At 31.8% G+C, this 16456-nt stretch carries 16 protein-coding genes and 1 riboswitch; all 16 genes read right to left on the minus strand.

Annotated features, from left to right (window positions below; all coding sequences use genetic code 11):
- Positions 1–111: 111 nt before the first annotated feature.
- Positions 112–2814, minus strand: coding sequence for a methionine synthase (gene metH / locus AC2D6T_RS07750; protein WP_484681092.1), 2703 nt, complete (start codon positions 2812–2814; stop codon positions 112–114).
- A gap of 100 nt (positions 2815–2914) precedes the next feature.
- Positions 2915–3169: a four helix bundle protein gene (locus AC2D6T_RS07755; RefSeq protein WP_484681093.1), complete on the minus strand. Its 255-nt coding sequence runs from the start codon at positions 3167–3169 to the stop codon at positions 2915–2917.
- A 71-nt stretch (positions 3170–3240) separates the two neighbouring features.
- Complete coding sequence (locus tag AC2D6T_RS07760) at positions 3241–4239, minus strand: homocysteine S-methyltransferase family protein (RefSeq protein ID WP_298947160.1); 999 nt, start codon at positions 4237–4239, stop codon at positions 3241–3243.
- A gap of 49 nt (positions 4240–4288) precedes the next feature.
- Positions 4289–4416: riboswitch (SAM riboswitch) on the minus strand.
- A gap of 80 nt (positions 4417–4496) precedes the next feature.
- On the minus strand, positions 4497–5384 hold the full coding sequence (gene cysM, locus AC2D6T_RS07765) for a cysteine synthase CysM (protein ID WP_298947162.1): 888 nt from the start codon (positions 5382–5384) through the stop codon (positions 4497–4499).
- A gap of 5 nt (positions 5385–5389) precedes the next feature.
- On the minus strand, positions 5390–6145 hold the full coding sequence (epsC, locus tag AC2D6T_RS07770) for a serine O-acetyltransferase EpsC (RefSeq protein ID WP_484681094.1): 756 nt from the start codon (positions 6143–6145) through the stop codon (positions 5390–5392).
- A 5-nt stretch (positions 6146–6150) separates the two neighbouring features.
- Positions 6151–6480: a 2Fe-2S iron-sulfur cluster-binding protein gene (locus AC2D6T_RS07775; RefSeq protein ID WP_484681095.1), complete on the minus strand. Its 330-nt coding sequence runs from the start codon at positions 6478–6480 to the stop codon at positions 6151–6153.
- A 244-nt stretch (positions 6481–6724) separates the two neighbouring features.
- Positions 6725–7780 (minus strand): NAD(P)/FAD-dependent oxidoreductase, encoded by a 1056-nt coding sequence (locus AC2D6T_RS07780; protein ID WP_484681096.1) that lies wholly within the window; start codon positions 7778–7780, stop codon positions 6725–6727.
- Positions 7781–7835: 55 nt separating this feature from the next.
- Positions 7836–8414, minus strand: coding sequence for a precorrin-2 dehydrogenase/sirohydrochlorin ferrochelatase family protein (locus AC2D6T_RS07785; protein ID WP_298947166.1), 579 nt, complete (start codon positions 8412–8414; stop codon positions 7836–7838).
- 9 nt (positions 8415–8423) lie between these two features.
- Complete coding sequence (cobA, locus tag AC2D6T_RS07790) at positions 8424–9194, minus strand: uroporphyrinogen-III C-methyltransferase (protein WP_484681097.1); 771 nt, start codon at positions 9192–9194, stop codon at positions 8424–8426.
- Positions 9195–9199: 5 nt separating this feature from the next.
- Complete coding sequence (locus tag AC2D6T_RS07795) at positions 9200–11305, minus strand: HEPN domain-containing protein (protein ID WP_484681098.1); 2106 nt, start codon at positions 11303–11305, stop codon at positions 9200–9202.
- Between the two features lie 76 nt (positions 11306–11381).
- On the minus strand, positions 11382–12629 hold the full coding sequence (locus AC2D6T_RS07800; RefSeq protein ID WP_484681178.1) for a sulfate adenylyltransferase subunit 1: 1248 nt from the start codon (positions 12627–12629) through the stop codon (positions 11382–11384).
- 206 nt (positions 12630–12835) lie between these two features.
- Positions 12836–13741 carry a sulfate adenylyltransferase subunit CysD gene (gene cysD / locus AC2D6T_RS07805; protein ID WP_298947170.1) on the minus strand — a complete coding sequence of 302 codons (906 nt, stop codon included), beginning with the start codon at positions 13739–13741 and terminating at the stop codon, positions 12836–12838.
- An 11-nt stretch (positions 13742–13752) separates the two neighbouring features.
- The gene (locus AC2D6T_RS07810; RefSeq protein WP_484681099.1) at positions 13753–14367 is read right to left on the minus strand and encodes a phosphoadenosine phosphosulfate reductase domain-containing protein; all 615 of its coding nucleotides are present in this window, start codon (positions 14365–14367) and stop codon (positions 13753–13755) included.
- Positions 14367–14630: a DUF2061 domain-containing protein gene (locus AC2D6T_RS07815; protein WP_484681100.1), complete on the minus strand. Its 264-nt coding sequence runs from the start codon at positions 14628–14630 to the stop codon at positions 14367–14369. Before AC2D6T_RS07815 ends, AC2D6T_RS07810 begins: the two co-directional genes overlap by 1 nt.
- Positions 14631–14839: 209 nt before the next feature.
- Positions 14840–15250, minus strand: a complete 411-nt coding sequence (locus tag AC2D6T_RS07820) for an RrF2 family transcriptional regulator (RefSeq protein ID WP_298947176.1) — start codon at positions 15248–15250, stop codon at positions 14840–14842.
- A 27-nt stretch (positions 15251–15277) separates the two neighbouring features.
- Positions 15278–16444, minus strand: a complete 1167-nt coding sequence (locus tag AC2D6T_RS07825) for a trans-sulfuration enzyme family protein (protein ID WP_484681101.1) — start codon at positions 16442–16444, stop codon at positions 15278–15280.
- Positions 16445–16456 lie beyond the last annotated feature (12 nt).

Genomic DNA, 16456 nt, shown 5'->3' on the forward strand with positions numbered 1-16456 from the left:
CAAATTTTTCGTTCCTCAAAATTCACTCTAACTGACAGCCAAAAAGGATGCCATTTCAATCGCTAAAGCAAAACTCACTCTTGCTTTAAAAGCCTGTAAGGTCTAAAAAAACTATTCTTCTGCCAAATTAGGATGCAACCATTTTTTCGCTTTTTCTAATGTAATTCCTTTTCTTGTTGCAAAATCGGTTACTTGATCTTCTGTAATTTTACCCAAACCAAAATATTTGGATTCTTTGTTAGCAAAGTAATATCCAGAAACTGCTGCTGCTGGCCACATGGCTAAACTTTCTGTTAAGCTAACTCCTATTTGATTTTCTACATCTAGTAACTTCCAAATTATTTCTTTTTCTAAATGATCTGGACATGCAGGATAACCTGGTGCAGGTCGAATACCTTTGTAATTTTCTTTTATTAAATCTTCATTGGTTAAAGCTTCATCTATAGCATACCCCCAATGTTTTATTCTTATTTGTTTGTGTAAATATTCTGCAAAAGCTTCTGCAAGCCTATCAGCTATAGCTTGCGCCATAATTGCATTGTAATCGTCTTCTTTTGCTTTGTAACTGTTGGCCAATTCTTGTGCGCCAAAAATAGCTACACAAAATGTACCAATATAATCTGTTTTTTTTGTTTCTTTTGGTGCAATAAAATCGGCTAATGCTAAATTAGGGATTCCTTCTCTTTTTTTAAGTTGTTGTCTTAAAGTTCTAAAAACGGCAATTTCTTTGCCTTTTTTATGAACAGAAATATCATCATGGTTAATTGAGTTTGCTTCAAACAAGCCAAATATTGCTTTGGGTTTTAGCAATTGTTTTGCTATAATTTCTTGCAACATTTTTTGAGCATCGTTAAACAATTCTGTGGCTTGTTCGCCAACCAAATTGTCTGTTAAAATAGCTGGGTATTTACCATGTAAATCCCAACTTCTAAAAAACGGACTCCAATCTATAAAGGGCAACAATTCTTTTAAACTTAGTTGTTCTAAGGTTTGAATTCCAAGTTCGTTTGGCTTTTTTATTTCTGTGGTTTCCCAATCTATTTTATACTTACGTTTTCTGGCAGCTTCAATGGAAATATATGATTTTTCTTTCCCACGTTTTAAAAACTTGGTTCTAAATTCGTCATAATCTTTTTTCAATTTTGCAGTATATAAATGGCTCGATTTTTTGTTTAATAAATCTCCTACAACTGTTACGGCTCTTGAGGCATCATTAACATGCACTACGGCATTTTTGTATTGTGTATCTATTTTTACTGCTGTATGTGCTTTAGAAGTAGTTGCACCACCAATTAATAGAGGAACTTCAAAATTTTGACGTTGCATTTCTTTTGCTAGATACACCATTTCATCTAAAGATGGTGTTATCAAACCACTTAAACCAATAGCATCTACTCTTTCATCTATAGCTGTTTGTATAATTTTTTCTGGTGGAACCATCACACCTAAGTCTACAATTTCGTAATTATTACAAGCCAAAACAACACTCACAATATTTTTACCAATATCATGCACATCCCCTTTCACAGTTGCCATTAAAATTTTACCAACGGGTTCTGATTTATCAGATTTTTCAGCTTCAATAAATGGATTTAGATACGCAACAGCTTTTTTCATCACTCTTGCAGATTTTACTACTTGAGGCAAAAACATTTTTCCTGCTCCAAATAAATCACCTACTACATTCATACCAATCATTAAATGACCTTCTATGACTTCGATAGGTGCCTCAGCTTCTTGTCTTGCTTGTTCTACATCTTCTATAATAAAAGCGTCAATACCTTTTACTAAGGCATGTGTAATTTTTTCTTGCAATGTATTTTCTCTCCAAGATAAATCTGCACCAGCTTCTTTTTTAGACCCTTTTACAGTTTCTGCAAAATCTAAAAGACGTTCTGTGGCATCTTCTCTTCTGTCTAAAATTACGTCTTCTACATGTTCTAATAAATCTTTTGGAATATCATCATAAACCTCTAACAAAGCAGGGTTTACAATACCCATATTCATTCCGTTTTTTATAGCATGATATAAAAACACAGAGTGCATTGCTTCACGAACACCATTATTTCCTCTAAACGAAAATGATACGTTACTTACACCACCACTTACAGAAACATTGGGTAAATTTTCTCTTACCCACTTTGTTGCTTGTATAAAATCGATTGCATTTCTTTTGTGTTCATCCATACCTGTTGCTACAGGAAAAATATTTAAATCGAAAATAATATCTTCGGATGCAAAATTTACTTTATTAACTAAAATATCATAAGAACGTTTGGCAATTTCGATGCGTCTTTGGTAATTATCTGCTTGCCCAACTTCGTCAAAAGCCATTACAATTACGGCTGCTCCATAACGTTTTATTTGAGTGGCCTCCCAAATAAATTTTTCTTCTCCTTCTTTTAAAGAAATGGAGTTTACCACACATTTTCCTTGTACCACTTGCAGTCCAGCTTCTATGATTTCCCACTTGGAACTATCAATCATTATTGGTACTCTACAAATATCTGGTTCTGCTGCAATTAAATTTAAGAAACGAACCATGGCTTGTTTTCCATCAATTAAGCCGTCATCAAAGTTAATATCGATAATTTGTGCACCACCATCTACTTGATGCCTTGCAATATCAAGAGCCTCGTCAAATTTTTCTTCTTTAATTAAACGTAAAAACTTACGAGAACCTGCGACATTTGTTCGTTCTCCAACGTTTATAAAATTGCTGTTCTCGGTTAGAACTAGTGGTTCTAATCCAGACAATTTCATGTAACGTTTTTGGTTAATAGTTATTGGTTGTTGGTTGTTGGTCTCACTCATACTTATAATTTTTTATAATAATTAATAAAACCATTTAATAATTTCTTGCATGAAATCACTTTTTCTAAAATAATTTTTAAATCTTCCTTTGACATATAATCTAAATAAAAGATAAATACAATTGTGTTTCAACTTCTTGTAAAGAATCTTTAGCGATGTATAAAAAATGAATTGTTTCTTTGTTTGAAAGTCTTCCAATGCCTTCTGCGATATTAGAAGGGACAGAAACCACAGATCTTCTAATTTGATTTGTTAATCCATATATTTCTTCTTTTGGAAATTTTTTTGTTAGAAGATATACTTTTTTTACAAGTTCTCTGGAATATTTCCAAACGTCTAAATCTCTATAATTCATATTATTAAATGGTTTTTGGTTGTAAGTTTATATTTTATGGTATTTTGGCGTCAACCAAAAACCAATAACCACTAACCAATAACTAATTTTCTAGGTTGATACTTTTTGGCAATATTTGCGATCACTTTTATATGTTCTGGAGATGTACCACAACAACCACCAATAATATTAATTAAATTTTTCTTTAAATATTCTTCTATTTGCTCGCCCATTTCTTCTGGAGTTTCATCATATTCACCAAAAGCATTTGGCAAACCTGCATTGGGATGAGCAGAAATTGCAAAGTTTGTTTTATTAGCAATTGCCTCTAAATGAGGTTGTAATAAATTGGCTCCCAAAGCACAATTAAAACCCACAGATAATAATGGTATATGGGAAACAGAAATTAAAAAAGCTTCTGCTGTTTGCCCTGATAAAGTTCTACCTGAAGCATCTGTAATGGTGCCGCTTAACATGGTTGGAACTTCTATATTTCTTTCGTCTTTTACTTCTTCTATTGCAAATAAAGCTGCTTTTGCATTTAAGGTATCAAATACAGTTTCTACTAATAATAAATCTGCTCCGCCATCTAATAAAGCTTCTACTTGTTGTTTATAAGCAATTCTTAATTCGTTAAAAGTAACCGCTCTATAACCGGGATCATTTACATCTGGAGACATGCTTGCTGTTCTATTTGTAGGCCCAATAGAACCTGCTACAAAACGTGGTTTTTGTGGTTCTTTTTTTGTAAATTCTTCTGCTACTTCTTTCGCAATTTTTGCTGATTGATAGTTTAGTTCATATACTAAATCTTCCATTTGATAATCTGCCATTGCTATGGTTGTTCCAGAAAATGTATTGGTTTCTACTATATCAGCACCAGCTTCAAAATATTTACCATGGATAGTTTTAATAGCTTCTGGTTGAGTAATAGACAACAAATCGTTGTTACCTTGCAATGGTGTTGGGTAGTCTATAAAGCGTTTTCCTCTAAAATCTTCTTCTGTAAATTTATAGGCTTGCAACATGGTACCCATTGCACCATCTAAAACTAAAATTCTTTTTTGTAATTCTTTGTAAATGTTTGACATTTTCTGATATTTTTATCAATGTATGTCATCAGGAAAGGTAATTTTTTCGCTGTTATCTGTCCCTTTTTATAGGTTACTGAAACAAGTTCAATACAGGTAGAATGTAGCACCTTTCTCAAAAGTGAGAGGTTGCCAAGGCTTCATTGGGTCTAATCCCTCTGCCTTTCATGATAACGTAAATCAATAAGATTATGAACGATAGTACAAATAAAAGGATTATTTTTTTATTTAAAGAATATTATACTTTAAAAAAATACTTATTCGAAAAGTGAAGATGATAGATAACGATCTCCTCTATCGCATACAATGGCAACTACGACACCTTTATCTAATTTTTCAGCTACTTTTATGGCTGTTGCTATAGAACCTCCACTACTCATACCTGCAAAAATACCTTCTTCTGTTGCCAATCTTTTGGTCATAGTAATAGCTTCTTGCTCACTTACTCCAATAACTTGATCTACTTTATTTTTATTAAAAATAGCAGGTAAGTATTCTTCTGGCCATTTTCTAATTCCTGGGATTTTGGCACCATCTTTAGGTTGTGCTCCTACAATGGTAATATTTTTATTTTTTTCTTTTAAAAAATCTGAAACTCCCATTATAGTTCCTGTGGTACCCATTGCAGCAACAAAATGTGTTACTTTACCTTCTGTATCTCTCCAAATTTCTGGGCCTGTAGTTTTATAATGTGCTTTAGAATTATCTGTATTATCAAACTGATTTAATCTAAAATACCCTTTTTTATATTTTAACTCTAAAGCAAAATCTATAGAACCTTCCATACCTAGTTTTTGTGGTGTTAAATGCACTTTTGCACCATAAGCACGCATGGTTTTTACTCTTTCTATAGTTGAGTTTTCGGGCATTACCAATACCATATTTACACCTAAAACTTTTGCCATTAAAGCCAAAGCAATCCCTGTGTTACCACTGGTTGCTTCTACTAAAGTATCGCCTTTTTTAATATTATTTCTTTTCAAAGCTTCAGAAATCATATTATAGGCAGCTCTATCTTTAACACTTCCTCCTGGATTGTTACCTTCTAGTTTTAGTAAAAGTGTAACTCCTTCTTTTTTAAAAATATTTTGAGCTTCCACCAAAGGTGTATTTCCTACAAAATCTATGATACTTTTTGTTTTCATGTGATTTATTTTCTTTGAAAGATTTTATTTTCTGCTTGAACTGTAACTACCGAATCTTTTGAAATTGATTCAGTTACACATACATTGGCTCCAATTACAGAGTTTTCTCCAATAACTACATCACCACCTAAAATTGTAGCATTTGCATAAATGACAACATTGTTTTCTATGGTTGGATGTCTTTTGGTAGATGCCATATTTTTTTTAACTTGGATTCCGCCTAAAGTTACCCCTTGAAAAATGGTTACATTGTTTTTTATTATTGTAGTTTCTCCGATAACAATACCAGTTGCATGATCTATAAAAAAAGATTTGCCAATTTCTGCACCTGGATGAATGTCTGTACCTGTTGTACTGTGTGCAAACTCGCTCATCATTCTAGGTAAAACAGGGATTTTTTGTTTTAATAACTGATTGCTTAATCTATACACTGCAATTGCGTAAAACCCTGGATATGCTAAATAAATTTCTTGTAAACTTTTTGCGGCTGGATCTCTATTTACAGCAGCTTGCGCATCTAAATCTAATTTTTTTCTAATTTTAGGAAATGTATTTTCAAAGGCCAACCAGGAACAGTTTTCATTATCTACCTCTAATCTCTCTAAAATTTTAAAGAATTTATTTTTAGTTTTTACAACATTCTCTTTTTGATAAACCTTATCAAACAAACAATTTAAAAGTTGTTTTGTAAAAACTTCTACAGCGTCTCTTAAACACATACTATAATTTATTACTTGAACTTTTTCTTTTATTTCTTTCATAAAACTTATGATTCTGGTGCTAACTCTACTTCTAAACCGTTAATTTCTGGGGTTATTTGAATTTGACAACCTAGTCTACTGTTATCTTCTACATGAAATGCTTCTGCTAACATCGCGTCTTCATCATCGCTAACTTCTGGTAATTTGTGGTCTGATTTCACATAACATTGGCAAGATGCACACATTGCCATTCCACCACAAATACCAATGGTCCCTTCTTCTGCCAATTCGTAAGAACGAACAACTTCCATTAAGTTCATTGCCATGTCTGTTGGTGCAACTATATCATGTGTTACGCCATTTCTATCTGTTATTTTTATATTGATGTCTTGCATCTGCCTAGTTAATAGTTTTTATAGTTAGCTATGATAACTGTTACCTTTTTGCAAAGTTACAGAAACCTAACAATATAGATTGATTATTTGTTGAAAGAAAGCAATGACTTTTAAGCAAATTTAGCCCACATTGAAATATTTCAAATATCTGTTGATATTTTTATTCTTTATTTTTAAGATTCTTTTATACGCATGTAACAAAAATAAAAAATATAGTAGAAAGCTAGAAATAGCTTCTAAAAATTTAATTGATGGCTTTTACAACTGCTTTTGGCGCTTCTTTTCTTGTTCCGTCAAAACCATCTACACCACCTACAGTAGTATATTTCATTACATATTTTTTATCTGGAAAAATACGTTTATAAGCACTTTGACACATTAGGGTTGCTTCGTGAAATCCGCAAAGAATTAACTTTAATTTTCCAGGATAGGTATTTACATCTCCTATGGCATAAATACCTGGAATATTAGTTTGATAATCTAAAGCATTATTAACTTTAATGGCATTTTTCTCGATTTCTAAACCCCAGTTTCCTATAGGACCTAGTTTTGGAGATAAGCCAAAAAGTGGAATAAAATGATCTGTATCAATCATAAAAGCGTCTTCGCCCTTTTTTTCTACAACCACACCTGATACTTTTTCTGTACCTAATATAGCTTTAACTTCTGCTGGCGTTATCAAGTTTATTTTACCTAAGTTTTTTAATTCTTGTACTTTCTCTACAGAGTCTAAAGCGCCTCTAAATTCATTTCTTCTGTGAATTAAAGTTACTTCTGAAGCAACATCTGATAAGAAGATTGCCCAATCTAAAGCAGAATCTCCTCCACCAGAAATTACGACTCTTTTATTTCTGTAAAATTCTGGTTCTTTTATAATATACTCAACTCCAAAATCTTCAAACTTTGCAATATTTTCTAACAAGGGTTTTCTTGGTTCAAAAGAACCTAAACCACCAGCAATAGCCACCACTTTTGCATGATGTTTTGTACCTTTATTTGTAGTTACAATAAAAGTACCATCTTCTTGTTTGTCTATAGTTTCTGCTCTTTCTCCTAATGTAAATCCAGGTTCAAACTGCTTGATTTGTTCTAATAGATTTTTTGTTAAATCTCCTGCTAAAATTTCTGGGTATGCAGGTATATCATAAATAGGTTTTTTAGGATAAATTTCTGAACACTGCCCACCAGGTTGTGGCAATGCATCTATTAAATGACATTTTAATTTTAATAAACCTGCTTCAAAAACGGTAAATAAACCTGTTGGTCCTGCTCCAATAATTAGGATATCTGTTTGTATCATAATTTACTTTTTTTAGAACTTTCAAATTTTAAAAAACTGAAAGGTCTCAATATTTCTATTTTTTTTCTACTAAACTTTTTGTAAACTCGTTTAACTTTTCTACTTTTTCCTCAAAATTTCCTTTGATGGTTTTTCTATATTCATTTAAATTTTTTACTAAATCGTCTATATTTTCTGGAATTACTTCTTCAAAAAACTGGCGTAATCTTTTGGCTGTTGTTGGCGATTTTCCGTTGGTAGAAATTGCCACTTTTACGTTCCCTTTGGTTACAATACCTCCCATATAAAAATCGCAAAAAGGCGGGTTATCTGCTACATTTACTAAAATACTGCGCTTTCTACAATGTTTGTAAACATTTTGATTAATGGCAGGAATATCTGTAGTTGCTACAACAATATGTTTTCCTTTTAAAAATCGCTTGCTATATTTTTTTTGAATTATTTTTACATTTCCTGTTTTAGCTAAGGTTTTTGTACCTTCTCTAAACATTGGCGAAACCATTGTTACATTCGCATTAGGACTCGATTTTAGTAAAAACGTTAATTTTTCTTCAGCAACAAAGCCACCACCAACAATTAATATTTGCAGGTTTTTAGTTTTTAAGAAAATAGGATATAAATTGTTTCTTTCCATTACAAAAAATTAAGCAATTAGTGCTTTTTGATGTTCTTGTTGAACATTTGCTAATATTTGCCTGTGATTCACAACTTCACCCAAAACAATAATTGCAGGATTGCTTAATTTTTGTTTTTTTACCACATCTAAAATGGTATCTACCGTGCCAACTCCGATTTTTTCGTTATCTCTTGTTCCATTTTGAATAATTGCTACTGGTAAATTATTTTTATGTTCTTGTTGAAATAATTTGATGATTTCTGGCAATTTTCCCATTCCCATTAAAACCACTACAGTTGCGTTTGATTTTGCTGCTATCGCAACATCATTAGACAATTTATGGTCTTTTGTTGTGCCTGTAATTACCCAAAAACTTTCTGCATTTCCTCTTTTTGTTAAAGGTATATTTTGATATGCAGGCACTGCTAAAGAAGATGAAATACCTGGAACCATAGCTGTTTCTATGCCAAAACTTGCTGCGAACTCCATTTCTTCTGCTCCACGTCCAAAAATAAATGGGTCTCCACCTTTTAAACGAACAACATGCCCATGTGTTTTTGCTCTGGCTACAATTAAATCGTTAATTTGCTCTTGCTGATATCTGTAACAACCTCTGCGTTTTCCCACAAAAATAATTTCTGCTTTTGGGTTGATATGGTCTAATAATTCTTCGTTTACCAAAGCATCATACAAAACAACATCTGCATTTTTTAAAGTTTTTATGGCTTTTAATGTGATTAGATCTACATCTCCAGGACCAGCTCCAACTACCGTTAATTTTGGATTTTTAAAAATCATACCTCCTAATTTATAGTTTCGTTGACTGCTGTTTCGTTTTCTCTAAAAGTTCTTACTTGTTGTAAAAAATATTCAGCATCTTTTATATATTTTTTTGCAAACTCTTCTTTTGGAGCGTATTTATGAATCTGATAAATAAATTCAGAAAATGAAGTTCCTATATCAATTTTTTTAGTGTCAATAAAATACTCATCAAACAATTTAATAATATTTGCTTGCGAATTTGTTTTGGTATTTTCTGCTAATAACAATGCCTTTGCAGAGTTTACCAAAGAACTGTAAGTATGATAAATAGCGCTTGAATATACGTTGTTTACAAAAGCTTCTTTTGCTTTTTCAATTTTCTCTTCACTTTCTAAAAATAAAGTTGCTATTAAATCGATAACAACACCAGCACATTCTCCAATTCCGATTTGCTTAACATATTCTTCATTGGTTCCCCAGTCAATAAAATCTTCTTGGGTTAGATTGGTAACATCTTGTAAATCATTCAATAAATCATAAAAATAACGTTCGCCTTTTATTTTGTAATAATCAACAAACTTATTTCCATTAGAATTTACTTCAAAATCATTTAAAATTCTGCGTAGAGCTTCTGGACCTCTTCTACTTGGCACTTTTACAACTTTATCTGCAAAAATTCCATTTCCATCACCTAAATTACCACCTCCTAAAAGTACTTGTAAAGCTGGCGCTACTAACTTTTCTGGGGTGCGTACAGACATACCTTGAAAGCCAATATTTGCCATATTATGCTGGCCACAAGCATTCATACAGCCACTAATTTTAATGATTAAATCTTCGTTTTTTAAATATTGAGGATAATCTGCAGCTATAACTCTTTCTAATTCTGCTGCAATACCTGTACTGCTTGCAATACCCAAATTACAAGTATCGGTGCCTGGACAAGCCGTAATATCTACTGCTTTATTATAACCTGCTTCTACAAAATTTAACTTTTCTAGTTCTTGATAAAAAAAAGGAACTAACTCTTCTTTTACAAAAGGAATTAAAATATTTTGACGGAGAGATAATCTAATTTCTCCTGCTGCATAATTTTCAACTAAATCTGCTAATAACCTTGCTTTGTCTGTATAAAAATCGCCTAATAAAACTTTTATACCAATAGCAATATATCCTTTTTGTTTTTGAGGAATTACATTGGTTAATTTCCAAGTTTCAAAAGCTTGATGATTTTTAATTTCTACTTTTGGTATTTCTTTTATATCAACAGGTTTTGAGCTTTCATAAGCATCTGCATCAATTGGTACAGATTTAAATTCAATTGCTGTTTGCTCTTTCTCTACCAATTCTTTAAAGCTATCTAAACCAATATCTTTTATTAAAAATTTCATCCTAGCTTTGGCTCTACTTTTACGTTCTCCATATCTATCAAAAATTCTTAAAACACCTTCCATTAAAGGAATTATTTTATCACTTGGTAAAAAATCATAAAACAAATCTGCATGTCTTGGCTGAGATCCTAAGCCACCACCAAGCATTACTTTAAAACCACGAACACCAGCTTCTGTTTTAGCAATAAAACCTAAATCGTGCATGTAAGAAAGACCTGTATCTTGATCTGAAGACGAAAAAGAAACTTTAAATTTTCTTCCCATTTCTTGACAAATTGGATTTCTTAAAAAGAATCTAAAAAGCGCATCTGCATAGGGAGAAACATCAAAGGGCTCATTTACATCTATACCTGCTGTTTCTGAAGCGGTTACGTTTCTTACAGTATTACCACAAGCTTCTCTTAAAGTTACTTTATCTCTTTCTAATTCTGCCCAAAGTTGTGGCGTTCTATTTAGATCTACATAGTGAATTTGAATATCTTGACGAGTTGTAATGTGCAATCTTCCTCTAGAATATTCATCTGAAACCTCTGCTATTCTTTTTAATTGATTGCTTTTTACTTTACCATAAGGTAATTTGATACGAATCATTTGAACACCTTGCTGACGCTGACCATATACACCTCTTGCTAAACGTAAACTTCTAAATTTTTCTTCATCAATTTGTAGGTTATTAAATGCAGCAATTTTATCTGCCAATTCAATAATATCTTTTTCTACAACTGGATTTTCTATTTCTGTTCTAAAACTTTGCATTTGTTTGTGTTTAAATGTTGATAGCTAAGATTTAAAAAACATTTTACATCTTCTAACTACCAAACTCGTCGTTTTTCTACTTTATAAAACCAACACCAACTGTATTGTTTGTTTTTGGATTGATTAAAATAAACGCTCCATTAGATTTATTTTGATTGTAAGCATCTACCGATAATGGTTTACTTAACTTTAATTGAACATCACCTATTTGGTTTAATTCTAACGCTGATGGTTTTTCTAATTTTCCAGAAAAATCTGTTTTTATGATGCTATGTAATTGGGTGATTTTTGCTTGTGCATCATTTACACCATGCTTGATATAATATTTTTGCGATGCTTGTAAAGGTTCTTTATCCATCCAACAAATGGTTGCATCTAGTTGTTTTGTAATGGTAGGTTCTTCATCTACTTTTACCAACATATCTCCTCTACTTATATTTACATGATCATCTAAAGTGATGGTTACAGAACTTCCACTTTTTGCTTTGGCGAATTCTTCATTAAAAAAATGTATACTTTTTATGGTTGATGTTGTTTGCGATGGTAATACAGCTACTTTATCGCCAATTTCAAAATCGCCACCATATATTTTTCCTGCATAGCCTCTAAAATCGTGATGTTCTTCTGTTTTTGGTCTAATTACTGTTTGAACAGGAAAACGTGTTTGAGAAACATCATTTATATCTTCTGCATCTAATTTTTCTAAATGATTTAACAATGTTTCGCCTTTGTACCAAGGCATATTTTCTGATTTTTCTACAACATTATCGCCTTTTAAGGCAGATAAAGGAATAAACGTCAAGTTCTGATTTTTATATTCGCTTTTACTTGCTAAATATTCGATTTCTCCTTTTATAATATTGTATTTTTCTACAGAAAAATCTACCAAATCCATTTTATTAATGGCAATTACAACATCTTTTATGCGTAATAAATTATTGATAAAAAAGTGACGATACGTTTGTTCTACAACTCCATTTCTTGCATCAATTAAAACAATAGAAGCTTGTGCTGTAGAAGCACCAGTAACCATATTTCTTGTGTATTCTATATGCCCTGGAGCATCTGCAATAATGAAACTTTTCTTTTTTGTAGAAAAATAAATATGTGCAACATCAATGGTAATACCTTGCTCACGTTCTGCAACTAAACCATCTGTTGCTAAAGAAAAATCTAAATAATCGAAACCACGTTGTTTGCTTTTCTCTTCAATAGCTTCTAATTTATCGTCTGTTAAGGATTTTGTATCAAATAATAAACGCCCAATTAAGGTACTTTTACCATCATCTACACTACCTGCTGTTGCTATTTTTAAGTGCCCCAACCCAACCTTCCCCAAAGGAGAAGGAGTTGAGTTTGTTTGTGTTTTATTGCTATTCATAATTAAATCCTAACCTTCCCATTTCGACTGCGCTCAATGCAGACTTGGGGAAGGAACATTCTTGTGAAAAATGCTACTTTTTATTGATAATTAATATTTTTTTGTTTTCAAACTTGCTGACTTCCCCCTTTGGGGGATTGAGGGGGCTTTTAAAAATACCCTTGTTGTTTGCGCTTTTCCATTGCAGCTTCAGAGCGTTTATCGTCTATTCTTGCACCTCTTTCTGAAATGGAGGAATCTCTAATTTCTTCTACTACTTTATGGATATCTACTGCATGAGATAATACTGCTGCTGTACAGCTCATATCACCAACCGTTCTAAAACGAACCATTCTTTCTACTACCTCTTCTTCTTTATCTCTGTACACCACATCATCATCTGCCGACCAAATAAAACCATCTCTTAAAAAGGTTTTTCTCTTGTGTGCAAAATAGATAGACGGAATTTCGATATTCTCTTTTTGGATATAAGACCAAACGTCTAATTCTGTCCAATTTGAAATTGGAAAAACACGAACATTTTGCCCTAAATCTATTTTTCCGTTTAACATGTCAAACAATTCGGGACGTTGATTTTTTTCATCCCATTGACCAAAATCATCTCTAACAGAAAAGATACGTTCTTTGGCTCTTGCTTTTTCTTCATCTCTTCTTGCACCACCTATACAAGCATCAAAACCGAATTCTTCTATAGCATCTAACAAGGTTTCTGTTTGTAAAATATTTCTACTTGCGTATCTACCCGTTTCTTCTTTTACTCTCCCAGAATCGATATTATCTTGTACGTTTCTTACAATTAATTCAACGCCTAATTCTTTAACTAAATCGTCTCTAAATTTTATCGTTTCAGGAAAATTATGACCTGTATCTATGTGCATTAATGGAAACGGAATTTTAGCTGGATAAAATGCTTTTTGGGCTAGTCTTACTAACGTAATACTATCTTTTCCTCCAGAAAATAATAAAACAGGTTTTTCAAATTGCGCAACGACTTCTCTTAATATATAAATAGCTTCGCTCTCTAAAGCATCTGCCTGTAATGTTCTTTGATTCATAATTGTGTATTTTAGATATGCAAACCACATTCTCTGTTACTTTCTACTTTTGTAGGATCAAAATATTTGAACTCATTTGGCAAATTGTATTGCTCTAAATATGTGTCTAAATCTTTGTCTGTCCAATGATAAAATGGGCTTATTTTTAGAACACCATCATTACTTTTCGATACAATATTGATACTGTCTCTAAAAGCGGTTTGCCCTTTTCTTAAGTTGGTAAACCAAACATCTGGTTGATGTTCTTTCATTGCTCTAGAAAATGGTTCTAATTTTACTTGTTTTGTAAACAGTGCATGTTTTTTATCATCTATAGATGGAACTCCTAACACCACATTTCTATGGGCCACAGTTTGCTTAGGCACAAATAAATGGATGTTTAAATTCAATTTTTCGATAAGCTCTTCTGCATGTCTATAAGTTTGTACAGTATTATAACCTGTATCGCACCAAATTACCTTAATATCTTTTTTTACTTCTGTTACTGCATTTAAAATAGCTACTTCATAAGGTCTGAAATTGGTTGTAATTAAAGGATTTTCTGCTATTGAAACTGCCCATTTTACAATATCTAAAGGATTTTTATCAGATAAAAAATCATTAATTTCTTCAATATTCAAGTTCATTATTTTCCCCATTTTATTTTATTCCAAATTCGTTCATGAAAAAAGTACAACACCAATTTTGTTAAAAAATCTATAGAAGCAATAGAAGTTGCTAGTGCAATTTCTCCTGTTAAAATATAGGAAACCACCAAGGTATCTAGAGTCCCTATAAGTCTCCAACTTAATGCTTTTATAACACTACGCAAAGGTTTTTCGGAGACCCTAACCTCTTCAAAACCTTTGCTTTGTGTTTTTTTACTAAAAATCATTTGATCTAAAATCATAAATATTTAATAAACAATTCAAATAACCCTACTGTTTTAGTAGGGATTACAAACATACTTTATAAAATGGAACTTATAGGTATAAAATTAAATTATTTTCTTATTACCCTATAGATTTAATAGATTAATAAAAATAAGAAGGTTTTATTATTAATATAAAAATGAATAAACTAAAAGTTAAAGAATAAAAAAGTAGAACTATGGGATTATCACTGGCATAAATCTGCCAAAGAGGTGTTTCTAAAGATTTGCAATGTATTGTCTCTTACTTGCAACATTAATTTATGCACTGCACAGGTGTTTTCGTCTGGGCAATCATCACATTTTTCATAAAAATTTAGACTCACACAAGGCACCATAGAAATTGGACCTTCTAATACACGCATTATGGTAGTCATTTGAATTTCTGAGGCATCTTTTAGTAAATAGTAGCCACCACCTTTTCCTTTTTTAGAGCCTAAAATTCCGTTTTTTTTAAGAGTAAGTAAAATACTTTCTAAAAATTTTAAGGAGATATTTTCATTTTTAGATATGGTAGCAATTTGCACAGGCACTTTATTTTCTTGTTTTACCAAAAAAGTAAGTGCTTTAATACCGTATTTTGTTTTTTTAGAAAGCATATTTCAAAAATACGCAAATTTAATTATTTACGCATTTAGTGCTTGTTCTAAATCTGCAATAATATCTACAATATTTTCTAAACCTACAGAAACCCTAACCAAACCTTTTGTAATACCTACTTCTAACCTGTCTTTTTCAGACAATCTCCCATGCGTTGTAGATGATGGATGCGTAACAATAGTTCTAGTATCACCCAAATTTGCAGATAAAGAACACATTTTAATATGGTTTAAAAATTTTCTACCTGCTTCTATACCTCCTTTTAGTTCAAAAGCTACAATGTTACCTCCTATTTTCATTTGTTTTTTTGCAATTTCATATTGCGGATGAGATTTTAAAAAAGGATATTTTACTAATTCTACATGCTCATTTTCCTCTAAAAACTGTGCAACTTTCAGCGCATTTTCAGAATGTTTTTCTACTCTAATAGCCAACGTTTCTAGACTTTTAGACAAAACCCAAGCATTAAAAGGAGACATTGCTGGCCCAGTATTTCTTGCAAACAAATAAATTTCTTGCATTAAATCTTTGGACCCCACTGTAACACCCCCTAATACACGACCTTGCCCATCAATTAATTTAGTAGCAGAGTGAATTACCAAATCTGCACCAAACTTAATAGGTTGTTGTATGTAAGGTGTTGCAAAACAATTATCAACAATAAAAATTAAATTATGTTTTTTAGCAATTTTACCAATCAATTCTAAATCTAAAATATCAACAGCAGGGTTTGTAGGTGTTTCTATGTATAAAATTTTGGTGTTTGGCTGAATTAAACTTTCTACCAAATCTACCTCGTTTACTTTAAAATAAGAAGTTTCTATATTCCATTTTGGTAAAAATTTGGTAAACATAGAATGTGTAGAACCAAATACAGATCTACAAGAAACCACATGATCTCCTGCATTTAATAAGGCAGCAAATGAAGTGAAAATTGCAGACATGCCTGTTGCAAAAGCATAACCAGCTTCTGCACCTTCCATGTGTACAATTTTATCTACAAACTCAGTGGTATTTGGATTTGTAAACCTACTATATAAATTACGTTCTTTTTCTTCTGCAAAAGAAGCCCTCATTTCTTCTGCATCGTTAAAAACAAAACTAGAGGTTACATATAAAGGTGTAGAATGCTCTGAAAACTGACTTCTTTCTGTTTGAATTCTTATGGCTTCTGTTTCGAAATGTTTGTACATTTTGGTTGTTCG

It is taken from the genome of Polaribacter sp. YIW18, assembly GCF_057219325.1.